The sequence below is a fragment of the Arcanobacterium pinnipediorum genome (assembly GCF_023973165.1).
In the GTDB taxonomy this organism is placed as follows: domain Bacteria; phylum Actinomycetota; class Actinomycetes; order Actinomycetales; family Actinomycetaceae; genus Arcanobacterium; species Arcanobacterium pinnipediorum.
Window position 1 is genome coordinate 181730 of sequence record NZ_CP099547.1, and the last position, 25889, is coordinate 207618.

At 51.0% G+C, this 25889-nt stretch carries 20 protein-coding genes; 14 read left to right on the forward strand and 6 right to left on the reverse strand.

The annotated features are described in order from the left end of the window. Positions 1-103: 103 nt before the first annotated feature. Complete coding sequence (locus NG665_RS00760; RefSeq protein ID WP_252673432.1) at positions 104-1183, reverse strand: inositol-3-phosphate synthase; 1080 nt, start codon at positions 1181-1183, stop codon at positions 104-106. A 158-nt stretch (positions 1184-1341) separates the two neighbouring features. Between NG665_RS00760 and NG665_RS00765 the strand changes: the two genes are divergently transcribed. Beyond that, positions 1342-2163 (forward strand): serine hydrolase domain-containing protein, encoded by an 822-nt coding sequence (locus NG665_RS00765; protein ID WP_252673433.1) that lies wholly within the window; start codon positions 1342-1344, stop codon positions 2161-2163. A gap of 6 nt (positions 2164-2169) precedes the next feature. Here NG665_RS00765 and NG665_RS00770 read toward each other — a convergent pair whose 3' ends face one another. Continuing rightward, complete coding sequence (locus tag NG665_RS00770) at positions 2170-2973, reverse strand: exodeoxyribonuclease III (RefSeq protein WP_252673434.1); 804 nt, start codon at positions 2971-2973, stop codon at positions 2170-2172. Positions 2974-3009: 36 nt separating this feature from the next. Between NG665_RS00770 and NG665_RS00775 the strand changes: the two genes are divergently transcribed. The 5 genes from NG665_RS00775 to NG665_RS00795 all read left to right on the forward strand — a co-directional run bounded on the left by NG665_RS00775 (position 3010) and on the right by NG665_RS00795 (position 8458). Then, positions 3010-3780, forward strand: a complete 771-nt coding sequence (locus tag NG665_RS00775; RefSeq protein WP_252673435.1) for an SDR family NAD(P)-dependent oxidoreductase — start codon at positions 3010-3012, stop codon at positions 3778-3780. A gap of 100 nt (positions 3781-3880) precedes the next feature. Continuing rightward, the gene (locus NG665_RS00780; protein ID WP_252673436.1) at positions 3881-4285 is read left to right on the forward strand and encodes a (deoxy)nucleoside triphosphate pyrophosphohydrolase; all 405 of its coding nucleotides are present in this window, start codon (positions 3881-3883) and stop codon (positions 4283-4285) included. Positions 4286-4287: 2 nt separating this feature from the next. Further along, entirely contained in the window at positions 4288-7233 is a 2946-nt protein-coding gene (locus NG665_RS00785) for a DEAD/DEAH box helicase (protein WP_252673437.1), read from the forward strand. Between the two features lie 42 nt (positions 7234-7275). Then, positions 7276-7779: a hypothetical protein gene (locus tag NG665_RS00790; protein ID WP_252673438.1), complete on the forward strand. Its 504-nt coding sequence runs from the start codon at positions 7276-7278 to the stop codon at positions 7777-7779. Beyond that, complete coding sequence (locus NG665_RS00795; protein WP_435366677.1) at positions 7772-8458, forward strand: TrmH family RNA methyltransferase; 687 nt, start codon at positions 7772-7774, stop codon at positions 8456-8458. Before NG665_RS00790 ends, NG665_RS00795 begins: the two co-directional genes overlap by 8 nt. A gap of 12 nt (positions 8459-8470) precedes the next feature. Here NG665_RS00795 and NG665_RS00800 read toward each other — a convergent pair whose 3' ends face one another. Next, positions 8471-9355: an SIR2 family NAD-dependent protein deacylase gene (locus NG665_RS00800; protein WP_252673439.1), complete on the reverse strand. Its 885-nt coding sequence runs from the start codon at positions 9353-9355 to the stop codon at positions 8471-8473. Between the two features lie 234 nt (positions 9356-9589). Here NG665_RS00800 and NG665_RS00805 point away from each other — a divergent pair, with 234 nt between their 5' ends. From NG665_RS00805 to NG665_RS00835, 7 genes are all read left to right on the forward strand, one after another. After that, the gene (locus tag NG665_RS00805; RefSeq protein ID WP_252673440.1) at positions 9590-11188 is read left to right on the forward strand and encodes a leucine-rich repeat domain-containing protein; all 1599 of its coding nucleotides are present in this window, start codon (positions 9590-9592) and stop codon (positions 11186-11188) included. Between the two features lie 279 nt (positions 11189-11467). Beyond that, the gene (gene fbaA, locus NG665_RS00810) at positions 11468-12490 is read left to right on the forward strand and encodes a class II fructose-bisphosphate aldolase (RefSeq protein ID WP_252673441.1); all 1023 of its coding nucleotides are present in this window, start codon (positions 11468-11470) and stop codon (positions 12488-12490) included. Positions 12491-12727: 237 nt separating this feature from the next. After that, positions 12728-14386, forward strand: coding sequence for a DUF4091 domain-containing protein (locus NG665_RS00815; protein ID WP_252673442.1), 1659 nt, complete (start codon positions 12728-12730; stop codon positions 14384-14386). Further along, positions 14383-17421, forward strand: a complete 3039-nt coding sequence (locus tag NG665_RS00820) for a glycoside hydrolase family 2 TIM barrel-domain containing protein (protein WP_252673443.1) — start codon at positions 14383-14385, stop codon at positions 17419-17421. Before NG665_RS00815 ends, NG665_RS00820 begins: the two co-directional genes overlap by 4 nt. A 256-nt stretch (positions 17422-17677) precedes the next feature. After that, on the forward strand, positions 17678-19003 hold the full coding sequence (locus tag NG665_RS00825; protein WP_252673444.1) for an ABC transporter substrate-binding protein: 1326 nt from the start codon (positions 17678-17680) through the stop codon (positions 19001-19003). Between the two features lie 66 nt (positions 19004-19069). Beyond that, positions 19070-20020, forward strand: coding sequence for a carbohydrate ABC transporter permease (locus NG665_RS00830; RefSeq protein ID WP_252673445.1), 951 nt, complete (start codon positions 19070-19072; stop codon positions 20018-20020). Continuing rightward, a complete protein-coding gene (locus NG665_RS00835) occupies positions 20020-20931 on the forward strand; it encodes a carbohydrate ABC transporter permease (protein WP_252673446.1) in 912 nt (303 codons plus the stop codon). The genes NG665_RS00830 and NG665_RS00835 overlap by 1 nt, the downstream gene beginning before the upstream one ends. A 146-nt stretch (positions 20932-21077) precedes the next feature. Here NG665_RS00835 and NG665_RS00840 read toward each other — a convergent pair whose 3' ends face one another. The 3 genes from NG665_RS00840 to NG665_RS00850 form a co-directional block, all read right to left on the reverse strand. Then, complete coding sequence (locus NG665_RS00840) at positions 21078-21551, reverse strand: hypothetical protein (RefSeq protein WP_252673447.1); 474 nt, start codon at positions 21549-21551, stop codon at positions 21078-21080. Further along, on the reverse strand, positions 21538-22461 hold the full coding sequence (locus NG665_RS00845; protein ID WP_252673448.1) for a hypothetical protein: 924 nt from the start codon (positions 22459-22461) through the stop codon (positions 21538-21540). The genes NG665_RS00840 and NG665_RS00845 overlap by 14 nt, the downstream gene beginning before the upstream one ends. Positions 22462-22597: 136 nt before the next feature. Next, positions 22598-23557, reverse strand: a complete 960-nt coding sequence (locus NG665_RS00850) for a hypothetical protein (RefSeq protein WP_252673449.1) — start codon at positions 23555-23557, stop codon at positions 22598-22600. A gap of 407 nt (positions 23558-23964) precedes the next feature. Here NG665_RS00850 and NG665_RS00855 point away from each other — a divergent pair, with 407 nt between their 5' ends. After that, a complete protein-coding gene (locus NG665_RS00855) occupies positions 23965-25821 on the forward strand; it encodes a phosphoenolpyruvate carboxykinase (GTP) (RefSeq protein ID WP_252673450.1) in 1857 nt (618 codons plus the stop codon). Positions 25822-25889: the final 68 nt, after the last annotated feature.

Here is a 25889-nt window from a genome sequence, read left to right on the forward strand (position 1 = left end):
TCTGTAGCAGGTCCAAGCACAGATGTGCTGAGCCTAAAGGACGGTACTGATTAATGCTAGTATCGTCCTTTAGGCTCATTGATAGCAGAGATTATTTTTCGATTTAGCGTTCGCGTTCGCCAGCAATAAATTCTTCGAGGTGTTCGCGAGCCACGGAATCGAGCAACTGTTCTTTCGGTGACTTCATCAGGTAGGAAGAGGCTGAGAGTAGGTTGCCAGAAATGCCGCGGTCGAGTGCGATCTTGCAGGCGCGCAGTGCGTCGATGACGATGCCGGCAGAGTTTGGTGAATCCCAAACTTCGAGCTTGTATTCGATTTGGATAGGAACCTCACCAAACGTTGTTCCTTCTACCCGCACGAATGCAAACTTGCGGTCTTCGAGCCACGGCACGTAGTCAGATGGGCCGACGTGAATGTTGTGATCGTCGACGTCGCCAGTCATATTTGAGGTGACGGCGTTGGTCTTGGAAATCTTCTTCGATTCGAGCCGGTTGCGTTGCAACATGTTCTTAAAGTCCATGTTGCCGCCAACGTTGAGCTGGTAGGTGCGGTCAATCCGAACGCCACGTGATTCCATCAGTGCCACGAGGTCGCGATGGGAGATAGTTGCGCCGAATTGGGACTTGATGTCATCGCCGATGATGGGCAATCCTGCTTCTTCAAACTTCTTAGTCCATTCTTCAGTGGAGGCGATGAACACCGGTAGGCAGTTAATGAAACCGCAGCCAGCGTCGATAGCGCACTGAGCGTAGAAGCGGTCGGCTTCTTCGGATCCTACTGGCAGGTAGGAGATAAGCACATCGACCTTGGCGGCCTTGAGTTCGGCGACCACATCGACTTCTGGCGCATCGGATTCGGTGATGGTCTCGCGGTAGTAATCACCTAGACCATCGAGAGTGCGGCCACGTAAGACTTTCACTCCTGTTTCAGGAACGTCAGCAAACTTCATGGTGTTGTTTTGTGAGGAGAAGATTGCTTGGGAAATATCCTTACCTACCTTCTCGTCGTCGACGTCGAACGCGGCGACGAATTCGACGTCACCTACGTGGTATCCGCCGAAATTGACGTGCATCAACCCTGGGATTGGGGTGGCAGGGTCGGCGTCTTTATAGAATTCGACTCCCTGGATAAGTGAGCTGGCGCAGTTGCCGACTCCAACGATGCCTACGCGGATCTTGGACATATCTTCTCCTTCGGGCCGCTCGAGCTTCGGGCAAGCCAATTGTCAGGACATTTTTGTAACGACACATCAGAGTCTTCCTTGTTTTGGTTCCGAATGCAAGCACTTATCCGTCTGAGCGTAAAATGTGGAAAATTCACAAAATGTGGAAAACTAGAACTATGTATGACGATTACTTAGCTTCTGATCAGTTCTCCTTCTCGCGAGCCTACATGACTCTCGCCCGCTCAACGACGAGCTCAGGCGTAGAAATCCATGGAATAGCAGGCGATCCAGATACAGTTTTTTCGTTAGCTTCCGTCACCAAACCCATCGCTTCATGGGCGGTACTGGTCGCCGTCGAACGTGGCTTAATTTCCCTAGACGATCCGGCTGGCCCTTCCGGATCGACGTTTCGCCATCTTCTTGCCCACGCCTCCGGGCTACCTTCGGAGCCGGGTGAGGCGCTCACAGCCCCTGCCCGCCGGCGCATATACTCCAACCACGGCTTCGATGTTTTAGGCAACGAGTTAGCGAATCGCGTTGGAATGAGCATCCAGGACTGGATAAGCCACGCCGTGCTCGAACCGTTGGGAATGGATGAGACAACGATCCCCGGATCGATCGCTTATTCCGGGCGATCTTCGCTAGATTCCCTAGCGCGCTTCGCCATCGAAGTTCTCCACCCTACCCTGATCTCTGCCCAGCTCGCCGCCGCCGTCGCCACTCCACAATTCCCTGGACTGCCAGGCATTCTCCCCGGTTACGGCCGGCAAAAAGACAACCTGTGGGGTTTGGGTTTCGAGATTCGCGGCGAAAAGTCACCCCACTGGACCGGATCTGATTTTCCAACGACGACGTTTGGGCACTTCGGCCAGTCAGGTTCCTTTATATGGATAGATCCCAGTATTGGAAAAGCCGGCATATTCCTCGGGGCGCGCATGTTCGGCGCCGACCATGCCCAGATCTGGCCCGAGCTAACCAATCAGATGCGGGCAGCTTAACTGGGTTTATGCGAATTCGATAATGACGGGCACGTGATCGGATGCGCCCTTGCCTTTGCGCTCATCACGATCAATCGAACCAGCAATCGCGTGGTCTGCGAGCGCTTCCGATGCCCACACATAGTCGATCCGCAAGCCCTCATTCTTCGGGAAACGCAACTTTTGATAATCCCAAAACGTGTAGTTCGTGGCGAAATCTCGCGAAACCTCACGCATGCCAACTGTATTGAACGCATGGAAAGCTGCCCGTTCGGCGTCAGTCATATAAATATCGTCCTCCATCGCGGACGGATCCCACACGTCGTCGTCGGTAGGAATAACATTCCAATCGCCAACGAGCGCCAGATCGACACCCTGCCGGGTCTGATCTTGGGCGAAGTCACGCAAGGCGCGCAAAAACTCCAGCTTATAGAAATAGTGCGGATCGCCAACCGCGCGGCCATTAGGAACATAAAGCGACCACACATCGATCCCGCCCACGCGCGCGCCGATCGCACGTGCTTCAATCGGGCCGTTGACAAATGTGGAACCGTCGTCGGGAATACCCTTGGTGAACCCAGGCTGGCCAGGAAACTCGTAGCGCACATCGGACAAACCCACGCGGGAAATAATCGCCACGCCGTTCCATTGGTTAAGCCCGTGGGTGGCGATCTCGTAGCCGGCCGCCTCAATCTCGGCTGCTGGGAATTGCTCGGGTTTGCACTTGATTTCCTGCAACGCCAACACGTCTAAATCGTGACGTTCCAGGACGTTTAGGATGCGCTCGGCGCGGGCACGGGCAGAGTTAATATTCCACGTTGCGATCTTCATGAGACCAGTCTACGGGGCACGCGGTAGTCTTGTCGTATGGGACGAGCGTTGATTACCGGAGCAAGTGCAGGGCTAGGGCTCGCCTTTGCTCGCCAGCTAGCGAACGATGGGCACGACGTCGTGCTGGTTGCGCGCAACCAGGAACGGCTTGCGGAAGTGAGTGCCGACATTGCGGCGCAATACGGCGTTGAGGTTGAAGTTATTGCCGCCGATCTTGGTGATGTGGCTGATACCCAGCGGGTGGCGCAGCGACTGGGCACAAATGATGCACCGATAAGTTTGCTGGTCAATAATGCTGGTTTCGGGCTGGGCCAGGATTTTGTGGGTGGATCCATTGCACGCGAACTTGATGGCTTGAATGTGATGGTTCGCGCAGTGATGATGCTCAGCCATGCAGCGGCGGATGCGATGGTAGCGCGCGGGCGAGGCACGATCATTAATGTGGCCTCGATGACCTCGCTGACCGTACAAGGCACATATTCAGCGCACAAGGCGTGGGTGCGGACGTTCAGTGAGGGGCTGGCGGTAGAACTGGCTGGTACCGGGGTAGGGGTGACGGTGGTTAATCCGGGCTTGATTCGCACCGAGTTCCATGAGCGTTCCCACGTAGATTCGTCGCAGTGGCCGGCAGTGGTGTTTGCTAGCCCCGAGCAAGTGGTGCGGGCTGCGTTGGCGGCTGCCCGGGCGGGCCGGGTTGAAGTGACCCCGACTGTGCTCTACAAACTGGCGAGCGTGGTGGTGCGTCATGCCCCGCGCAGACTCGTGCGCAAGTTCGCCGGTCCGGGGCTTTCCGGGCGGGGTAGGTAGTTAAAGTCTGAGTCTGCTGTGCGCGTTAATCGAAATGTGGTGGAGTGGGCTGCTAACCTGGTTTCGTAATAGATAATGAAATGACTTTCATGGGTGAAGTATGGCGAAGAAATTAATTCACGTGGTTGGTGCTGTTCTTGTGCGCGACGGCAAAATTATGGCTGCGCAGCGCGGCCCAGGGCGAGCTCTCGAAGGATATTGGGAATTTCCCGGTGGCAAGATTGAGCCAGGGGAGAGCCCGCAGCAAACACTTGCTCGTGAGCTGCGTGAAGAATTGCTTACTGACGCCGAAGTAGGTGAATTCATTGCCCGATCAGAGTATGAATACGATTTTGGAATTGTTCGCCTAGATGCCTATTTTGCAAAGATTATCGGCAAAGAACCAACGCTGACTGAACACAAACAAAGTCGATGGCTAGGTGCTGACGAGCTATTTAGCGTTGAGTGGGCGCCGGCTGATATTCCAGTCATTGAGGAGCTTGCTAGGCAGATGAAAGGTAATTAGAGATGCTTCTTCCGGATAGTAATTTAGCTGATTCCACTGTATTTGGTTTTCTGAACAAAACACATGATGCTCACGATCATATTTATGATCCGGAGCTGATTTGGAACGATTCAGAAAAGTTAATGCTCAATGCTATCCGGCATGAATTGCGGCGCTCTACTCGATTCGTTTTTTCGGTTGCCTTTATTACTTCCAGTGCTCTTGCGATGTTAAAGCAGGAAATATTGTCTGCTGTCAATCGCGGTGTGCATGGAACAATCATCACATCAGATTACTTGGGGTTCAATGAACCGGAAGTTTTTGAAGAACTGTTAAATATTCCCGGTATCGAGGTGTACGTATTTAAACAAAACGGCCTGGGATTTCATGCCAAGGGCTATTTGTTTTATCACAACGATAATGCTGTAACCGCGATAGTCGGGTCATCGAATCTGACTGAACGAGCGCTGTGTGTCAATCACGAATGGAACATGAAATTCTCGGCTGCTCCTGATGGTTTTATTACCCAAGACCTAGCGCAAGCAGTCAAACAACAAAAGTCTAATTCTGAATTACTGACACAAAGTTGGATCGCTCAATATGAGCAAAACCGTAGGGCTGTCACGCATATAGACCAGCGCATGATCTTGAGCTCGGACGACCATATTATTGCGAAAAGCGGCAAGATTGTGCCAAATGCAATGCAGAAAGAAGCATTGGAACGGCTGCAGGAGTTGCGAGACGAAGGCGAGAATAAAGCTGTTATTATCTCGGCTACCGGAACTGGAAAAACTATTCTTGCTGCCTTGGCTGCAAAAATGTTTAGCCCGCAACGTATCCTCTTTCTCGTTCACCGAGAACAGATTCTAGACAAAGCGATTCACGAGTTTGAACGCGTGCTCGATCAGCCGCGTACCCACTTTGGAAAAGTCGCTGGATCAATAAATGAAACAGAACGCAGTTATGTGTTCTCAACCGTTCAGTCAATGTCGCGCGAACAACGTTTACAGCAATTCGCGCCAGATAGTTTTGACCTCATTATCGTCGATGAAGTTCATCGGTCTGGTGGTGAAACCTACCAAAAAATCTTGAACTATTTCTCACCGGATTTCCTCCTCGGACTAACTGCTACTCCAGAGCGAACCGACGGATTCAATATTTTTGAACTTTTTGATTTCAATGTTCCCTATGAGATTCGATTGCAAGCAGCACTGGAAGCAGAGATGCTAGTGCCGTTCCACTACTTTGGTATCACTGATTTCATTGATTCTGAGCAACAAGAGATCGATGACCTATCGAAGTTGAACCAACTAACTGCGAGCGAACGAGTCGACCATATTGTGCGGATGATTGAACTTTACGGACATCCGCGGAATACAAAAGGGCTGATTTTTTGCAGCAATGTTGATGAAGCATATGAGCTTTCTACTATCCTCAACCAGCGCAGTATAAATGGAAAACGAGTGAGAACTCGTGCTTTAAGCGGTGACACTTCGATGTCAGAACGTGAAGATGCTGTGCAGAAACTAGCACAAGAGGAACTCGATTACTTATTGACTGTTGATATTTTTAACGAAGGAATAGATATCCCGCAAGTCAACCAAGTCGTTCTTTTGCGTAGTACCCAGTCAGCGATTGTGTTTACCCAGCAACTCGGGCGTGGGCTTCGTAAGGCCAAAAATAAGGACCATTTGCGAGTTCTGGATTTTATTGGAAATTATCAAAATAGTTATCTCATTCCGGTAGCATTATTTGGTGATAATTCGCGTAATAAAGACCAGCTCCGTAAACGAATGATCAATAATAAGGCCGACAATACGATTGCTGGAATCTCAACAATCAATTTTGATGAGATAGCTACTGAGCGAGTTTTCGATGCGCTGACACAATCAAATATTTCTGCACTGAAATATTTGAAAGACGATATTAGGTTACTGTTCCAACGTCTTAATCGTGTGCCAAAGCTTTATGACTTTGCGGTGCAAGATACTGCCGATCCATTGCTCATGGCTACCAGCCAGAAAACATATTGGGATTTACTGTGTAAGGCAAAATATGTAGATCGCGCTCCAGAAAAGAAACAGCAAGCTGTTCTACAGATGCTGTCAAAGGAGATACTTCCAGGAAAACGGCCTCACGAATTGTTGTTACTTGAGTATCTTCTTGAGCATGGGCAAATTACGTATCAACAAGTACCAGCTTTGTTTTCACAGCGGCAAGTTGGTGGCCAATTCTATCAGGGTACATTGCGTTCAAGTGTGGAGGCAGTACTTACATTGGAATTTTTCACTCAACCGCAACAATCAAGCTATGGTAACCAGCCACTAATCGCCATTAACGGTAATGGTTATGTCCTGCATCCAGAGCTGCAGACTATGTTGGATGGAGATTCCTATTTCCGTGAGCACATTGTGGATATCGTCAAAACTGGCCTATATATTGCTCGGCATCGAGAATCATGGTCGTCACAAATGCGAGTAGGCATGCGATACTCACGAAAAGACGTGTGTAAAATGTTGGGGTTCGCCTCGAACCAAGAAGGTACTATCAACGGATACAAAGTTGATGATGTGACTAAAACATGTCCTATTTTCGTTACCTATAAAAAGGATGACGATATTTCTGCCTCGACACGATATGAAGACGAGTTCATTTCGCATAACCAGCTACATTGGTACACCCGTTCTCGCCGGAAACTCACCAGTCCAGAAGTAGCGAAAATTCTTAGTGGATCGTTTGAGATCCATCTATTTGTGAAAAAAGATGATGCGGAAGGAAAAGATTTCTTCTATCTGGGGCAGGCTCATCCAGAAAATGAACAACAAAAGCTCATGACGGATGATGCTGGTAGGGATATCGATGTAGTTACGATGGATTTGAATTTGGAATCGCCTGTAGAGAACCAATTATTCGATTATCTTCAGGCTGCGCATACAGAACAACTCAGTTCGAGCGCTCACACTTCATAGCTACCCTGCGTGAAGATCAATGAGAAAGATATACTAGCCACCGTGTTTAGTAATGATCCGCAAAAGAGTGCATTAGCTGAGTTGCTTCGGCCTATCTTCGCTGAAGTAACTCCCGAGTCGATGCCACCATCCGCCCAGTATGATCCAGCCGGAATCGAACAGCAAGCCCGCGAGCTGCGCGCCCTGCTCCTCAGCTACGACGGCGCGATCCTCGCCGGCCACGTCATGCTCGACCTGCTCGAAGAAAACGGCTACGGCCCGCTCGACGTCGAAATCCTTACGGTAGCACCCGAAAATCTAGCGCTCGCGCTCGCGATCCAACATGCAGCCGCCTCACGCGGCCTCGCCTACGACGTCGTCGTCACCGAAAACGGCGAACTCCTCGGCCCAGAGGCAAGCGGACGCACCGCCGTCGCGATCACACTTTTCGACGACGAAACCGCAACCGAACCAGGTATCCCGGTAGAAACCCAAGCCGCACTCATCGGAACCGAACTCGCCGCATATCAGCCTAAAACCCTACATAGTGGAGACCACCGTGAGTGAAACCCCAACCCAGCCAACCCCCGACGCAACCAACGACGAAGCCTTCGAATTCTGGGGAAACGGCGAAAAACCAGGCGGAATAACCGGGGTTGGCCCATGGGAAGGCCCACTCCCAGACGATCCGCGCTACGATCCAGAACTACTCGCAAACGGAGACAAACGCAACGTCGTCGACAAATACCGCTACTGGAGCGTCGAAGCAATCCGCGAGGACCTCGCACGCCACGCCACCAAACTCCACATCGCGATCGAAAACCTCGAACACGACCTCAACATCGGATCCATCGTGCGCACCGGCAACGCCTTCAACGTCAGCGGCGTCCATATTGTTGGCCGCAAACGCTGGAACCGACGCGGCGCACTCGTTACTGATCGCTACCTCAACGTCCATCACCACGCAGACGTCGAAAGCCTAAAACAGTGGGCGCGAGAAAACCATTATGTGCTCGTTGCAGTAGACAATATGGAAGGTTCAACGCCCATCGCCACCACGCCACTACCCGAAAACGCGCTACTGATCTTTGGACAAGAATCCAACGGGCTGAGCGCCGAACTTCTCGCCGCTGCAGATTGCGCCGTCTATATTCCACAATTCGGTTCAACCCGTTCCATGAATGTTGCCGCTGCAGCTGCAATCGCCATGCACATGTGGATCATGCAACACGGTCCACAACAATAAGTGATCGGCCGGCTAGAACTCGTTTGGCAGCGTCACACCCAACGCCTGCGCGACTGCAGGAAGTAACGTCGTAGCATCCTCGTCGCACCGAATATCGGCAATATGATCCAACGCAGTTGGACCTTGATTAATAATGACGACGTCGGCACCACGCGCCCACGCCTGGCGAGCAATCCACGCGCCAGTGCTCACAATGAGTGAGGTGCCCACAACCAAAATCACGTCACACTTATTTGCAGCCGCCATAGCGTGATCCATAGCCGGCGGTAGCCCCTCGCCAAACATGACAATATCGGGTTTGACGATCCCACCACAGCGCGGGCATGGAGCAGGGTGGAACTTAGAAGCCTTAGCGTATTCTTCCGCTCCGGAGTCCGCTACAGCCAAAATAGCGATATCGCCAGCAATCGCGGGCCAGTTCGGATTGAGCTCATTAAGAACAAGATCGTAGTCCGCTCGTTTCAAACGTAGCCCACATTGTAAACAACGCACGTATTGGTAGGTTCCATGCAATTCCCACACATGGTTGCTGCCTGCTTGGGAATGCAAGCCGTCAATATTCTGCGTCGCCACCCCAGAAAGAAAACCTGCCGATTCTAAGCCGGCGAGCGCAAAATGCGCTGGATTAGGCTTAATTTCCAGCAAATTCTGCCACGTCTCATGATTGCGTTGCCAAACCCAGTTACGCCAGTATTGCTCGGATCGAAACATGTCTATATCTACCGTGGGAGTAGATCCGCCACCAGTGCCGCGATAATCGGGTAGACCAGATCGGGTAGAAACTCCAGCTCCAGTTAACGCCAAGGTTGAACGAGCACGCATGAGGTTAGCGATTTGTTCGGCCACCGGAGTTGGTGGTGGCGCTGCGAAATGGTGAGAAGGAGAAGAATCTTTCATACGTGATAGTTTAATGCGCAGGTGAGATAGGTGATTCAAACGAGGCGTAGTGTGGCGAATTCTGGGTGTTTAATGGCCGAAACGTGAAGATGATCCGGATCTGAAAATCATTGTGATTACTGGGAAAGACGAAGATCACATCATAGGCGAAATTAAACCGCACTATCGATTATGTGAGCGTGTAGACTGCGAAGAAAGGAGAGTTTAGAACGTTGGACCGAAAGAGGAAATAGAATGGCACTAAAATCAATAAAAGCGACATGGTCAAAGACCGTAGTTGCATCTACACTTGCGCTGGGATTGAGTTTAACTCCGATGGTTGCCAGTGCCGCGGAAGCTATTGATGTTCCAGATGAATATCTAGCAAACTGTATTAACACCGAGCTTAAAAAGCCTGCAGGAAGTGTCATCACCGATGAAGACGCTGCCAACCTCACTAAACTGAGCTGCCGTCGTGGAGTTACGAATCTGAGCGCACTAGGCTCTTTTACTAACTTGATCCGCTTAGATTTGGGCGAAAATCCTGGTATTACGAGCATTGACGAGATTAAGTCGTTGACGAATCTCACGCAGCTAGTTCTTCAAAATGACACAGCGATAGAGAACTTTGACGCATTGAAGAATCACCCAGCGCTTGAACGCTTGACGCTGAACAACACTGGATTAGAAGATTCTGATTTGAAAAACATTGTTGCCACGATACCAACTCTGACTCATCTTTCGATCAGTAACAACACACTAGTTGATCTTTCCCCCATGACTCGGCAGGCATTCCCGAACCTCTTCGACCTTCGACTGGCGAGCAACCAGGTAAAGGATCTCTCACCATTGGATGCTTTTGAGTTCAAGAAGCTGTACGCAGCCCATCAAGTGATTCATGACGGCCCAACGGCATATGTGCCAGCTGGAGCAACCACCTATGTTTTCCCAGCGCAACGCCCAGAAATTATTGCTTCTGACGGCGATAGTGGCGTGATCATTGAATCTGATAAGTTCAGCTCGAAATACACTCTTGGAACTGACCTGGTAACGTTCACTGAACTACCTGAAGATCTGACCGAACTGGTAGCTAAATTCCATGATCCGCAGCCGCGCGATAACGAAACATATAATGGCTGGATCCTCTACCCAGTTGTTGTCTCAGATGTAACAAGTCTAAAACCAGTTAATGCTGTCGTTGACAAGAAATACTCCCACCAATTCACCGTCACTAAAGGTTTCCCCGCAACAAAGTGGACATTGGCCTCCCAGCCGATACCTGGTCTGATGCTTGATCAGAAAACGGGTACATTGACCGGTACTCCAACCGAAACCGGCCAATACGAAATCGTTATTGCAATCGAAGATGAATTTGGCAACACCATTAACCACACCACGACACTCGCTGTAGAGACTGCTCCAGTAGTAGACACCCCAGTGAGCATCACGCGTGTTCCACGAGCACACGCGATAGATCCCGCACAATGCGATGTCAAACCCTATGTCACGATCGAAGGCACTCCAGGTGTTGAATTCACGATCAACTCACTGCCAGTGGCCGCTGGAACCTACACCTATAATTACGGTGAACGTATTCTTGTTCAAGCCAAGCCTTTAGCTGGCTTCGCCCTCGAAGGCCAGAGCACTTGGGAGTGGACTGCTATGGATCGCCCAGCATCGTGTGATGCAAAGGCACCTATCACCCCTACGCCTACCACGCCTAAGGTTTCATCAACGGATGGACAACTGGCAAAGACCGGCCTGAGCACTCCGTTGAGCGCTGGCATTGTAAGCCTGGCACTTCTTGGTTTGGGTGGGGCAGCTGTGCTTAGCCGCAGAATGCGCAACGCCTAGCATTAATACCCGCTACATGCGCAATGCACGCATGTAGTGCCCAGAGGTAAGGTCTGCTCTCAAAGTTATTGGGAGCAGACCTTACCTCATATATGTACATGCACTATACGGATCAACCGCACTCATACGCACTGTTTGGCGTGCACACTGACCGTGGGATACGGCAATAGTCGAGATACAATTGCACAATATTTCACGAACAGGACTGAGGGCTTAACATATAGCCGCGAATAGTGAGATAATGGAAATGTTCTAACCACTACAAGAGGAGTATTTCCCGTGGCAATCGCAACCCCAGAGGTTTACAACGAAATGCTTGACCGCGCTAAGGCCGGCAAGTTCGCATACCCAGCAATTAACGTAACATCTTCACAGACCTTGACCGCTGCAATCCAAGGCTTTGCTGAGGCAGAGTCCGATGGCATCATCCAGGTTTCCGTCGGCGGTGCAGAATACTGGTCCGGCACCACTGTTAAGGATCGCGTCGCTGGTTCCCTCGGCATGGCTGCATATGCACGCGAGATCGCAAAGAACTACGATGTTACCATCGCACTTCACACCGATCACTGTGCAAAGCAGAACATCGATTCATGGATCCGTCCAATCATGGAGCTCGAAGCTGAAGAAGTCAAGGCTGGTCGTCTGCCATTCTTCCAGTCCCACATGTGGGACGGTTCAGCTGTTCCACTAGAAGAGAACCTAGAAATCGCTAAAGAGCTCCTTGAGCTTTCTGTTAAGGCAAACACCATTCTCGAAGTTGAAATCGGTGTTGTTGGCGGCGAAGAAGACGGCGTCGTTGGCGAAATCAACGAAAAGCTCTACACCACCGCAGAAGATGGCCTCAAGACCATCGAAGCTCTCGGCCTTGGTGAAAAAGGTCGCTACATTACCGCTCTTACCTTCGGTAACGTCCACGGCGTTTACAAGCCAGGTCACGTCAAGCTTCGCCCAGAAATCCTCGGCGAAATTCAGGCCGAAGTTGGCGCCAAAGTTGGCAAGGAATCCCCATTCGATCTCGTTATGCACGGCGGCTCTGGCTCAACTGCTGAAGAAATCGCAACCGCAGTGCGCAACGGCGTCATCAAGATGAACGTCGATACCGATACCCAGTACGCATTCACCCGCCCAGTGGCAGAGTGGATGCTGCGCAACTTCGACGGCGTTTTGAAGATCGACGGCGAAGTCGGCAACAAGAAGCAGTACGATCCACGTGCATGGGGCAAGGCCGCCGAAGCTGGTATGGCTGCTCGCGTCGTTGAAGCATGTGAGCGCTTGGGCTCTGTTGGCAAGAAGATGCGTTGAGATTAGCTACGCTAACCTCTAGCATAAGGCGCTAAATACATACATAACAACGAGGGCGGACATCCAATAGGATGACCGCCCTCGATGTATTCTCTACCCGACACATCCGCCTTTATACATAAACAATACGAACAGTTGCATAAGTATTAAGTGGACGAATAAAATAGGCGAAGTGTCGGAATGGGGACAAAGACGATCCCCAATGAGTGTCAAGCACGGAGCTTGAGGAGGCAGGCCATGGAGGCCCTCATAGTTGATGAACTGACGAAAATTCTCCCTACGCAACGCCCTCAACCAGCTCAACTTTCCCGCACACGGTTCGCTAACGAACCATTCCAATTCCAGATCGCATGGAAAGAAACCCCACAAGGCATCACCCGGATTGAAACAACCATCACTATCTGTGCTGGAGACTCAGCAATCGTGCAATGCGAAGAAGCCATGCTCGTTGGTGCCACCACCCCCTTTATCACTGGAGACGAAGACGGATATCTCGTCAGCGAACCAGCACTCGTGCCCGATGTACTGCGCCCACTTCGCGTCCAAAAAAGCGATAACGAAACGAAGCCAGTAACCTGGACATGCCAGGCTAATCAGCGCCATCAAGGCTGGAACAGTGTGTGGGTAAGTATCGAAAACCCGGGCAATCACATTGACGTGAGCGTTGGCGGAATACCACTGCCATCAATAACGATCACGACCATTCCTGCACTGCTGCCGCAACCCGATATTGTTAATACTCGCTGGTTCCACTGTGATTCCTTAGCCCATGTAGCACGAGTGCCGGTGTGGAGCGAAGCGCACTGGAAGATGATCGAAAACCATATGATCGCAGCTCGACGCATGCATATTAACTGCTTGCTGATGCCGTTATGGACCCCGCCACTTGATACCGCTCCCGGCCAGCAGCGTCTGCCCACCCAGCTATTAGAGATTACCCGTGACGATAACGGACAGTATTCATTTGATGGTACTCGCGCCATACGATGGCTGAATTTGCTGAAAAAACACGGTTTTAGCGCCGTCGAAATCCCCCATATATTCACCCAGTGGGGAGCCAAAGCCTGCGCCCAGTTCTATATTCGACAAGACGACGACGTTCGTCCCGCCTTCGGCTGGGACACCCCAGCTACCGATCCGGCATACCGCGAATTCCTCGAACAGCTCATAGCGTTCGTGCGCCAGTTCCTTGGTAAACACGTAGATCCGGACTCCGTGTACTTCCATATTTCAGACGAACCAGATGCAGACAACGTCGCGACCTACCTCGCGGCCCAAAATCAAGTACGTGACCTCCTCGACGGTTGCCGTGTCATCGATGCCCTATCCGAAGTCACTTACCACGAACTGGTTGAAACCCCCGTCGTCGCCACCGATGCAATTGCGACGTTCCGAGCCCACAATATTGAACCCGAGTGGGTGTATTACTGTATTTGCCAAGAAACCAACCTTGCCAATCAATTCATCGCCCAACGTCCCAACCGGCACCGCCAACTCGGATTCCAGCTCTATAAAGCGCGCGCTCGCGGATTTTTACAGTGGGGATACAATTTCTACAACACTCAGCTATCTACCGGCTATGTGGATCCCTTCTGGGAAAATGATGCCGGTGGCGGATTTATCTCCGGTGATCCCTTTATCGTCTACCCCGCACCGGAGGGCAAAGTGTGGGAAAGTATTCGCCACCGCATGGTTGGCGGCGGATTTGCAGATCTAGCCACCTGCCAATTCGCTGAAAAACTTATTGGACGTGACGGTGTACTTAAGATCATTGATCCAGACGGCGATCTCGATTATGACACCGGTTGGGTGAGCGAACGGGAGTTGATTCGCCGTCGAGAAGAACTGAATTCAGCTATCAATGCCTCGCTTAATCAAGAAACGAAGGAAGTATGACTAAGCCCGCTTATATTGAAGAAGTCTCTGCTGCTACGGGTTCATTGATACCGGCTCGCACATGGCGTCCGGCAATCGAATATCGCCACCATATTTCACTCAATGGTCAATGGCAGTTTCGGCTCCACCCAACCGCCCAGATCGACGACTCTTCGCCGTGGGAAACAATTGAGTTGCCCTGCCATTGGGTTTTCAGTTCCCAACGTGACGAGCACGGAAGGCTATTGTGGACTAGAGGCAAACCGATTTACACCAATCGGCACTATCCGTTCGCACTTAATCCGCCCCATATTCCACAAGATAACCCGACCGGCGAACACAGGCGTACCTTCGTCGTCACGGCCCAAGCCTTAGCAGATATTGCTGCCGGTGGCCGGGCCATCATTCGTTTTCTCGGGGTTGAATCAGTTGCTCAAGTGCTTATCAACGATGTGGAGCTGGCAGTCTTGCGCGGGTCACGGCTCATGCATGAAGTTGATATTTCAAAAGCTGTTCATGAAGGCACCAATACGATTAGTGTAATCGTAAGTCAATGGTCGGCAATGAGCTACGTTGAAGATCAAGACCAGTGGTGGCTTGCCGGTATTTTCCGCGATGTGGATTTCTATGTTGACTGTGCAGGCAGTTTCCGCGATGTTCGCCTCCACGGAGATTATGATCCAGAAACTAACACAGCAACACTACATATTCGCGTCGAGTCTGACGAGGCCGCTTACACGTGCCGTATTGGTAACCACGAGCATGTGTTACGGGCAGGGCGCTGGGAGAGCGTCGTCGTCGAATCTGGCCTACCGTGGAGTCCAGATGCGCCGCACCTATATCCTCTCACGCTCACCAACAGCGCAGATACTCGCACGATCCGGGTTGGATTTCGGCGTATTGAAGTCTTTCATGGAGATCGGCCGCGCATTCTTCTCAATGGCAAAAAATTGGAACTGCGCGGAGTTAATCGTCACGAAACACACCCCGACAAGGGGCGTGCGTTTGATCCCGACCAGCTCCGGCGCGACTTGACCATGATGAAACGGCACAATATCAACGCCATCCGCACAGCACACTATCCGCACGATCCGCGGTTTTACGATCTTGCCGACGAATTCGGTTTCTGGGTGGTGTGCGAAGTTGATTTAGAAACTCACGGATTTGTTTTCGGAGACTGGGTGGATAACCCAACCGATTCACCCCAATGGCGTGCAGTCTATGAAGATCGCGCCATGCGCACTATTGCCCGCGACTATAACCATCCCTCGATCATCTTCTGGTCCTTGGGCAATGAGTCTGGGTATGGTGAAAATATGGCGCGTTCGGCGGCGCTAATTCGCCGTGAAGATCCTTCTCGCCCCATACATTACGAAGGTGACTATGATGGGCGCATTAGTGACGTCCACTCGCGCATGTATTTACCGATTGAGCAGATTCATGCGATCTGTTCTCCTGACGGTGATGTGCCGCTGAGCGATGTTGCTACCTGGGGTCATATTCGGCAATTTCCATTGCTGAACTGCGAATACGGCCATGCGATGGGTAACGGTCCGGGCGCTTTGGTTGACTATGACGAATGTATTGACCGATACGAACAGTATCATGGTGGTTTCGTATGGGAGTGGCGCGATCATGGGTTGCGCACGTGGGACGAGGCCGAAGAATACTTTGGGTACGGTGGAGATTTTGGTGAGCGTACGCACGACTCGAATTTTGTTATCGATGGTTTAGTGCGTTCTGATGGTGTTCCTTCCCCGGCTTTAGCTGAGCTCAAAGCGGTCTACACGCCAGTGAAATTAACAGCTAGAGCTGAACCAGGGCGGTTAATCGTCGATGTTCACAACCGGTTCCATGCCCAACGCTCTCGGATTGTGACCACCCATGTGTATGTGGATCAGACCTATTTAGGTGTAGTAGACCACGATGTTGCTCCCGGAGAACGCGAAACGATTCTTTGGGAAAACAATGCGATTTCACCCGAGAGTGTGATCAATCTTGTCTCGCGCCGAAATTCGATTCCGATTCCAGGTAATTCGTGGGAAGAAGAAGGATGGGAGGTGAGCCGGACCCAGATCCGCCCAACGGTGAGTCCACTGCGCTATCCGCGCACCGAGGCAGTTGAGCGCGCAACCCAGCCACTGGTGCAGATCGAGGGGGAACAACTAATACGTGCCCTTGGCCTGCCTATCGACGATATTCGCCCTTCGCTGTGGCGGGCACCAACAGATAATGATGAATCTCGTGGATTTGGCTCCTTTAGTTTGGCAAGTCCAGCCAAGACCTTGGGCGCTGGCCTAGAAGGAGCGCCGTCGTCAGCAGATCTGTGGCGCGAGGCCGGCTTGGACAAGATGGTGTGCCACGAGTGGCATACCGAGTTTTCCGGCGACGAATATTTCGGGGAATATATCCGGGACGAAGTGTGGTCGAGCGATCAGTCACCGGCGCGCATCAATCTCACGTGGCGGTGGAGCTGGGGTATGTTCGACGACGAAGACCGAGTGCGGCTTGCAGTTGATGTGATGCCTTCAGCTGCCTGGAAAGGTTCTTGGCCACGCACCGGTATTCATTTCGCGATACCGCGCCCCCACAACGTTTCATGGGTTGGGTATGGGCCAGGAGAAGCATATTCAGATTCTCGCCAAGCGGTCACTTTAGGACGCTTTGCGGCCCATCCGCGTGATTTAGAGTTTGAGTATTCGGTACCCCAAGAAAACGGGACTCGAATTGGTATGCGGGAGTTGACATTAGCGTATGACTCGTTCGGGATCAACATTCAGGCCCAACCCCATATCAGCTTGCCGGAATATTCTGACCACTATCCATCGTTTAGCTTCCACGAGCACGATGAGTTTGAGCTAACGAAAGCTCGCCATCCGTATGAGCTGGCACAAAACGACGGATTCTGGCATCTTTATATTGACGGCGGGCAACATGGTTTAGGTTCGAGAACTTGCGGTCCAGATGTTTATCCGCCCCATGCGTGGACGCCACGAGCTATCAGTATCGCAGTGACTATGAAGCGCATGCCAAACGGCTCCCTACCAACTATCTAGTTAATGCCCTACCGGGGAAAGTGAAGGAGGAATTTTTAACCAAAGATCTAGCGAAACTACAAGCCGCGGTATTATCGGCCGCAAGCGTTCTTCGTCGTCGCAGAAAACCTGTCCCATAGAACGAAAACGCACCTTATTAATAGCCGGATTTGATGGAAAATAATAATAATTTGTGCTACCGGATTCACTTTTGTGCAATCAGCGGTATAGTGTAATCGCAATCATTTTAGTCATCATGGACTCAAAGGAGAGAATTATGACAACATTGTCGCATCGCAGCAAGGTTGCTGCGATTTTGGCAACTGTTTCACTGGCAACCGCAGGTTTAGCTGGTTGTTCGTCGGACGAAGAAAAGAAGGCAACACCTGAAGAAACTGAACCAAAGGCAGGAATCGAACTCGAATACGTTCACCGTCTGCCCGATGGTGAAGGTATGGTCAAGGTTCAAGAGATTGTAGATCGGTGGAATAAAGAACATCCCGATGTTATGGTCAAGGCAACCAAATTCGATGGTAAGGCTGCGGATCTATTCCAAAAGCTCCAAAAGGATGTTGCAACCGATACCGCTCCATGTTTGGCACAGCTTGGCTACTCCGAAGTACCAGAAGCCTTTGTTAAGGGCATGGTCGAAGACGTCACCAAGCAGGCCGAAAAGTACAAGGACAACTTCTCTGGCGCCTATGGCCAGATGGGTGCAGGTGGAAAGATCGTCGGTCTTCCACAAGATACTGGCCCACTTGTCTACTTCTATGACAAGGCAGAATTCGACGCACTTGGCTTAACGGTTCCAACAACACTCGATGAGTTGAAGGCAACCGCAATGAAGGCGGCAGAACAAGGCAAGTTCATTTTGAACTTCGAGCCAGATGAGGCCGCTCACTGGCTTTCCGCACAAGCCGCTGCAGTAGGTGAGCCATGGTACTCCACCGAAGGTGATAAGTGGAAGATCAACGTTGAGAACAAGGGTTCGGAAGTTGTTGCAGCCTTCTGGCAAGAACTCATCGATGCTCAGGCAGTAGGCACAATCAACCGCTGGGACGATGCATACACCAAGGCTCTCACCGACAAGAAGATCATCGGTAACATTGGTGCTGCATGGGAAGCTGGCTTTATGCTTGACCCAGTTGTTCCAGAAGATACTGAAGGAACTTGGCGCGTAGCATTGTTGCCAGATTTCGGTGACGGCGTCAAGACCGGTCCAGACGGCGGCTCCGGCGTTGCTGTGATGAAGGGCTGCAAGCACATTGACGAGGCAATGGAGTTCAACAACTGGTTCAACACCCAGACTGAAGATCTCGCAACACAAGGCCTAGTTGTTGCAGCCAAGGGCGAGGTCACTACTCCAGAAAAGATCAAGCGTCAGTTCGGTGGCCAGGACGTGTTCACTGAGCTCGCTAAGGCAAACGATAGCCTAAACCCTGACTTCCAGTATATTCCAGGATTCTCTGCAGTAGGACAAAAGATGGTAGACACTGCAGCAAACGTTATTGATTCCAAGGGCAAGATCGCCGATATTTTCGCGGCAGCTCAAGAAGAATCAGTCAACACGTTGAAGAATCTTAAGCTACCTGTTGCCGAATAATAGGTGATCCGCCGTCGGAAGAGACGTTATTGGATGAAAACTACGAGGAATATATAAAGGCAAACTATGACTAGCACACTAGAAATTGATAGCTCGCGCAAACGAAGTAGACGTACTCGAGAGCTTCATGAAGCCCGAACCGGCTGGATCTTTATGCTCCCATTTGTTCTCGGCTTTACCTTAGTTTTTCTACTCCCCATCGGGGCATCAATATATTCGTCATTCTTCCAAGACGTCTCTGACGGCGGCGGACTCTACGGCGGAAGCGAGCTCATAAGTGAGTTCGTTGGGTTAGATAATTACTACAACACTGTTGCTAACGAGCGATTCTGGCTCGGAATTATGCGAGTAGTTCTCTACACTCTCATCCAAGTTCCGGTCATGATCTTCCTCGGTTTGGCACTTGCTCTTGTTCTAGATTCACTTTTAGTCCGGCACGTAACCGTCTACCGCCTTGGCTACTTTTTGCCGTTCGCTATCCCAGGTATCGTCGCTGCGATCATCTGGCTCTACATCTACACTCCAGAAATATCGCCGCTGATTGCTATTTTGAACAGTCTGGGTTTGGATGTGGATCTGATGAGCAAGAACCTGATCTTCTTCTCGATGGCGAATATGACGACGTGGACCTACACCGGCTACAACATGCTGATCTTCCTTGCAGCCTTGCAGGCGATTCCTACCGAGCTGGAAGAAGCCGCCCGCCTCGATGGAGCTACTGGGTTCCAGATTGTCACAAAGGTGAAGGTTCCTATGGTTCGTGGGGCAGTGCTCTTGTCAGTCCTGCTATCGATCGTTGGAACGATCCAACTCTTCAACGAGCCAGCTGTTTTGTCTACCGTGAATCGGTGGATGGGTGCTGACTACACGCCGATGATGATGGCGTATAACACGATGATTGGGCAGATCACCCCATCTGGCGATGGCCCAGCAGCTGCGACGTCGATTGTGATGGCAGTAATTGCGGGTTCACTAGCTGTTGGATATGCCTTGATTGAGCGGAAGGTGAATGACTGATGCGAAAATTAACGAAACTAAAGCTCAGTGATGGCACAGAATACACTCCTTCGCGGGAAGGGATACCAGCACAATCCATTGCCCCGACTTCGGTGGCACGTTGGATTACGCGAGCTATCTTGCTCCTAGCGTTGGTCTACTTCCTCTTCCCGGTGTATTGGGTGATTGTGGCCGCCACGAAAACTAATTCTCAACTCGTTTCCACAAACGGATTATGGTTCGATAACATCAACTTGTTTGAAAACCACGAAACCTTGATGGTGTGGACGCGCGGAATGTTTTGGCGATGGGTGCTCAATTCTTTGCTCTACTCTACAGTGGCGGGCATTGTGGGCACGTTAATCTCCGTCATGGCCGGGTATGCTACTGCAAAGTTCAACTTCTCTGGCAAAGGCGTGGTTATGGGTGTGATCATGTCTGGTTTGTTAATGCCAGCTGCACTATTGACCATCCCGCTATACATTATCTTCCATCACATAGGAATCACCAACACTATGTGGTCGATTATTATCCCGGCCTGTGTGAGCCCGTTTGGCGTATTCTTAGGCCGCGTTTATGCTCAAACCTCTGTGCCAACTGAACTGATTGAGGCGGCTCGAATTGATGGCGCTGGCGAAGCGCGAATCTTCTTTACCATGGTATTGCGGTTGTTGGCACCGGCTATGGTAACGATTTTCTTGTTCATCTTCGTTGGAACATGGAACAATTTCCTTTTGCCATTGATGATGGTGACTGCTGATGAAATTAAACCAGTCACTCTCGGTCTCTACGGCATGATGAGCTACTTCGCACCAGAAAAGGGAGCAGTAATGTTGGGTGCACTGCTTGGTGTTCTCCCACTGATCGTATTGTTCCTTGCGATGCAAAAGTATTGGCAATCAGGGCTTGCAGCTGGTTCTGTAAAGGGCTGATTGTTTGAAACCTAAAGTGGTGGCCACGAACTAATGTTCGTGGCCACCACTTATGTTTTTATCTAACGCATGGCTGTTTTAACCTCGCGCACAGCTGTTGTAGCCTTCACGCTTGTGTGCGCGTCTAGCCTCACCGTTGATCGCCGTTAGTTTTCATCGTCGATAGAATCTAGGATATAGTTTCCAACCCCGGTAGCGATTCCAGCTATTATCGCGAACTGCGAATGAGCGAACCGCTTGCCCTCCGCTCGACGTCGTTCGCCTCGGCGGAAGATTGCTCGTTCTGCACGCAACGAAAGGACAAGCGATCCGCAGACGAGAAGCCCGGCACCGATGAGTAGCGGTAGTGGAGCGCGCAGTAGATCCATCTTCGTATCGGTAGCTACAGCATCGTTGTCGAGTTCGACGTCGGTAACGTCATGATCGGCATCAGTTTCGATAGGGGTGTTTAATATGTGAAGGGTTTCGTTGAGTAAATATGCGTTCGGTAATGCAAAGCTTGCCGATTTGACGAAAAATCGCGCGGTGCGGGAACGGATTACGTCAGGGCAAGCGTAGTAGATGGCGATTGAGCTTCCGAAAGCAGCTGATTCGAGGAGACGTTTTTTAGAGTAGTTCATGGTCGGTGGAGTCCTTTTCATCTTGGTGGGTTATAGGGGATGGGATTCGAGTGGGTGCCGGTGGCTGTGCCAAGGTCTGTGCCGGTGGTTGTGTAGCGCCGCTGGTGCTAGACGAACCAGAATCAGCAGGCGCCGGTGGAGCAAAATTAACTCCGTATCCATACGCAGGTAGTTCATGTGGATCTGAACCGGGATCGGCCTTGCGAACAATGAGGAAAACGAACAATCCGATGCCGCCCGCCAGAGCGAAAGCGATTGCGATCCACACCCAAAGAGCTAAGCCGGTTGCGTTGCTGGGGGCAAGCAAGTTAGAAAAGTCAGCTGTGCCATGCTTTGCCCCTTCCACGTAGATGCCGTTCTCAAGGATATATGTGATGTCGGTGTAGATTGCACGATTGGCGTCAATCATGCCGCCATCAGCTTGGGATATAGGACCAGGGGTCGCGATCACTAATTTTACGTCGAGTAGATTAAGGAGAAGGCTTAAGCCTTCCGGGGCACCCTCAGCGTCATCGATACGTCCATCGATAATGAAGCTAGAGGAAGTTTCTTGAATAAATCTCCCATCGACAACTGAATCCGGTGTTTCAAAATCGGCGCGGCAAGCAAGACCTTGATCAGATGGAATCTCGGTGATCGTCAGGTAATCGAGAAGAAGATCGAATGCCACCGGAGGGATGTTTGATGCCTGCGGATCATTTTGTAGTTCTTCGAGGCTAAGAGCCATGAGATCTTCACATGAGGTAATATTATCTCCGGCTAATAAGCCCAACGAGTCATGAAATTCCACCGATACTGTGGCATGGCCGTCTTCATGAAGTCCCGCACCGGCACTCAGTTCACAGGCGCTTAATCCAAGTAGCGCGACGAATATTAAGCCAAAAACCTTCAGGTGATGCGCTAACTTCATGGACGAGCTCCTATGGTGGATGGTAAAACTGCTTTCGATCAAGTTTATCGTGAAATGGTAAGCAGTTGGCGAGGCAACTACATTAGTAGTTGCCTCGCCAATACGGTCACCTCACTGCGGAGGTTAAATAACGAACTTATTGAAGTTGATCTTCGTCGTTAGCCTCTGGAGGTAAGTTCTCACTATCGTCAACGTGATGGTCGGGTACTCCATTTGCACCGGCAACACCTACACCTGGATATGGCTGGTTGGGAGCAACAGGAGAGGCTGAGCCGTTAAATGCGGCAGTAGTGCCATCTGGAACACCGTGAGCTCCGGGCATTGCGGAACCGGGGTATGGCTGGTTTGCAGCAGTTGGCATATCAGTTGTTGGAATTGCGGTATTCGCATACTCAGTTGAAGCCGGAGGAACTTCTGGCTTCTTGCGCACGATGAAGAAAACTAGAGCACCAATTGCGATGACGAGCCCTGCAGTGATAGCAACCCAAGCCCAAATTGGCATTCCAGAAGATGAATTATCGGATGCGATATCTTCGATAGATCCGCTACCTTCTTTTTTACCCTCGACGGTAATACCCTCGACGAAGGTTTCAAGATCGGTGAACGTTGCACGGTTACCCTCGATTACCGCACCTTCAGCAGAGATAATATCGCCAGGCATAACAACGGTTAGGGAGAAATCTACCAGGCTGTCGATTAACGCTAGATCGCTAGGGGAAACCGCATCGGACGAGTCTAAACTGGTGAAGATGAAGGTATCGTCAGTTTCTTTGAGGATCTCTGCCGATTCCGGACTTCTCTCGGCTTCGCCAGTGAATCGGCAAGCGAAGTCGTTGCTTGTGCTGATATCTTCGACAAGGAGTTCTGCCTCCTCAGAACCGGCAGGTAGTTGGTCTACGATGGCGTCGCGTAGCTCTTCACAATTGCTAGCAATATCAAATGCTGCGAGTTGGGATTCTGGATCATGGAACTCAAAAACAGTACTGATAGACCCATCAGTTTCGATGCCGATGCCAAGATTTACTTGACATGCGCTTAGTGCGAGAAGCGTAGCTGACGCAGTAGCGACAGTTTTAAGGAACGATGGTTTATTCAATGCGTTTTCACCTATCTTGAAAGAATTCGACTTTCTCTGATTCTAAAGAGTTATTCAAAATACTGCCATAATAGGTGCTATTTTGTTGTTCTGAAGATCTGGATCGATAGTGGATGTAAAGATCGGCAGTGTGAGAGTGGAGTTCACTGGCGAGAACACGAAATGCTACCGGCATGGAATGTAATAGCGTAGATAATCGTGTTATATATCACGTCTTTAGTGGGTTGTGGACCTAGATTAAAACCGACAAAACCTGAAACGGTGCTAGTGCAATGATTACGACGAAAACTATAGCCTTTACGCCCAGAGCATGGGCCCGATAGTCCCAGCTAGAACGCAAGTTTCCCGGTAGTATGAAGACGTGGCATAAAACAAAACGTCGTCGTCAATCTCTAGGAGGAAAAAGGATGACTGACATGTACACTGTCGAGGCAGTACGTGAGGGTGCACCATCGGTTGCACCAGCTGATTTGATCGAGTGGGTTACTGAGGTAGCTAACTTGACCGAGCCAAAGAATATTGAGTGGGTAGATGGATCCGAAGAAGAATGGGATCGTCTTACTTCATTGATGGTCGAATCTGGTATGTTCACTCGGTTGAACCCAGAAAAGCGTCCAAACTCCTTCTTGGCTCGCTCCCTTCCATCAGACGTTGCTCGCGTTGAGTCTCGTACCTACATCTGCTCCGAAAAGGAAGAAGATGCAGGCCCAACCAACAACTGGGCAGACCCTAAGGAAATGAAGGAAATCCTCATTGGAGAAAAGGGTGTTTTCCGCGGCGCAATGCACGGCCGTACCATGTACGTCATTCCATTCTCCATGGGTCCATTAGGTGGCCCGATTTCACAGCTCGGCATCGAGCTCACTGACTCCCCATACGTCGTCGTCAATATGCGAATCATGACCCGCATGGGTATCAAGGCGCTTGAACTCATCGGCGAAGGAAAGCCATGGGTTCCAGCAGTTCACTCTGTTGGTGCTCCACTCGAAGAAGGTCAAGAAGATACCACTTGGCCATGCAACGATGAGAAGTACATTACTCACTTCCCTGAGACCAACGAAATTTGGTCCTTCGGCTCGGGTTACGGCGGCAACGCACTACTTGGCAAGAAGTGTTTCGCACTTCGTATTGCATCGACGATGGCTCGTCGCGATGCTTGGATGGCTGAGCACATGCTTATCCTCCGCCTTACCGAAGAAAAGACTGGTCGCCAGTTCCACGTAACCGCTGGTTTCCCATCAGCATGTGGTAAGACCAACCTCGCAATGCTTCAGCCAACAATCGATGGTTACAAGGTTGAAACTGTTGGTGACGACATCGCTTGGATGCGTCCAGGCCCAGATGGTCGCCTCCGTGCAATCAACCCAGAAGCTGGCTTCTTCGGCGTTGCTCCAGGTACTTCCTACAAGACCAACCCAGTTGCTATGGATACCATGAAGGCAAACACCATCTTCACAAACGTCGCACTTACCGACGATGGAGATGTTTGGTGGGAAGGTATCGACGGCGAAACCCCATCACACCTTATTGATTGGCACGGCAACGATTGGACTCCAGAGTCCGGCGAGCTTGCTGCCCATCCAAACTCCCGCTTCACCACCCCAGCAGCGCAGTGCCCAATCATCTGCCCTGACTGGGAAGCACCAGAAGGTGTTCCAGTGGATGCGATCTTGTTCGGTGGACGTCGTGCAAACAACGTCCCACTCGTTGCCGAGCAGTACACCCCAGCACAAGGCGTCTTCATTGGCGCAAATGTGTCCTCTGAGGTTACCGCAGCAGCCCTCGACGTCAAGGCTGGCGCACTACGCCATGATCCATTCGCTATGCTCCCATTCTGTGGCTACAACATGGCTGACTACTGGGGTCACTGGCTCGACATGCAAGAAGAACTCGGCGATAAGTTCCCGAAGGTATACCAGGTCAACTGGTTCCGCAAGGATGCCGATGGTCGCTTCCTCTGGCCAGGATTCGGCGATAACTCCCGCGTTCTGGACTGGATCGTTCGCCGCGTAGCTGGTGAAGTCGAAGCAACTGAAGGTATGACTGGTCTCTACCCCAAGCGCGAAGACTTCAACCTTGAAGGCACCGACGTTACCGAAGCTGACTGGAACGCAATGTACACCCTCGATCCAATTTCGTGGGAAGCTGAAGCAAAGGATTCTGAAGAATACTTCGCACAGTTCGGCGATAAGGTTCCGGCAGCGCTTTTGGAAGAGCTCGCAGCTCTTCGCTCGCGCATCGAAGAAGCTAAGGCAGCTCTCTGAGTTTAGTTAGCTAGCTTGAGATGTGTGGCCTGAGGTTTTCCTCAGGCCACACATCTATATCTCTGGGT

Bases quoted from the DNA above. Each gene is read 5' to 3' on its own strand.
- NG665_RS00760 (WP_252673432.1), bottom strand. From the start codon at position 1,183: ATGTCCAAGATCCGCGTAGGCATCGTTGGAGTCGGCAACTGCGCCAGC.
- NG665_RS00765 (WP_252673433.1), top strand. From the start codon at position 1,342: ATGTATGACGATTACTTAGCTTCTGATCAGTTCTCCTTCTCGCGAGCC.
- NG665_RS00770 (WP_252673434.1), bottom strand. From the start codon at position 2,973: ATGAAGATCGCAACGTGGAATATTAACTCTGCCCGTGCCCGCGCCGAG.
- NG665_RS00775 (WP_252673435.1), top strand. From the start codon at position 3,010: ATGGGACGAGCGTTGATTACCGGAGCAAGTGCAGGGCTAGGGCTCGCC.
- NG665_RS00780 (WP_252673436.1), top strand. From the start codon at position 3,881: ATGGCGAAGAAATTAATTCACGTGGTTGGTGCTGTTCTTGTGCGCGAC.
- NG665_RS00785 (WP_252673437.1), top strand. From the start codon at position 4,288: ATGCTTCTTCCGGATAGTAATTTAGCTGATTCCACTGTATTTGGTTTT.
- NG665_RS00800 (WP_252673439.1), bottom strand. From the start codon at position 9,355: ATGAAAGATTCTTCTCCTTCTCACCATTTCGCAGCGCCACCACCAACT.
- NG665_RS00805 (WP_252673440.1), top strand. From the start codon at position 9,590: ATGGCACTAAAATCAATAAAAGCGACATGGTCAAAGACCGTAGTTGCA.
- NG665_RS00815 (WP_252673442.1), top strand. From the start codon at position 12,728: ATGGAGGCCCTCATAGTTGATGAACTGACGAAAATTCTCCCTACGCAA.
- NG665_RS00820 (WP_252673443.1), top strand. From the start codon at position 14,383: ATGACTAAGCCCGCTTATATTGAAGAAGTCTCTGCTGCTACGGGTTCA.
- NG665_RS00825 (WP_252673444.1), top strand. From the start codon at position 17,678: ATGACAACATTGTCGCATCGCAGCAAGGTTGCTGCGATTTTGGCAACT.
- NG665_RS00830 (WP_252673445.1), top strand. From the start codon at position 19,070: ATGACTAGCACACTAGAAATTGATAGCTCGCGCAAACGAAGTAGACGT.
- NG665_RS00835 (WP_252673446.1), top strand. From the start codon at position 20,020: ATGCGAAAATTAACGAAACTAAAGCTCAGTGATGGCACAGAATACACT.
- NG665_RS00840 (WP_252673447.1), bottom strand. From the start codon at position 21,551: ATGAACTACTCTAAAAAACGTCTCCTCGAATCAGCTGCTTTCGGAAGC.
- NG665_RS00845 (WP_252673448.1), bottom strand. From the start codon at position 22,461: ATGAAGTTAGCGCATCACCTGAAGGTTTTTGGCTTAATATTCGTCGCG.
- NG665_RS00855 (WP_252673450.1), top strand. From the start codon at position 23,965: ATGACTGACATGTACACTGTCGAGGCAGTACGTGAGGGTGCACCATCG.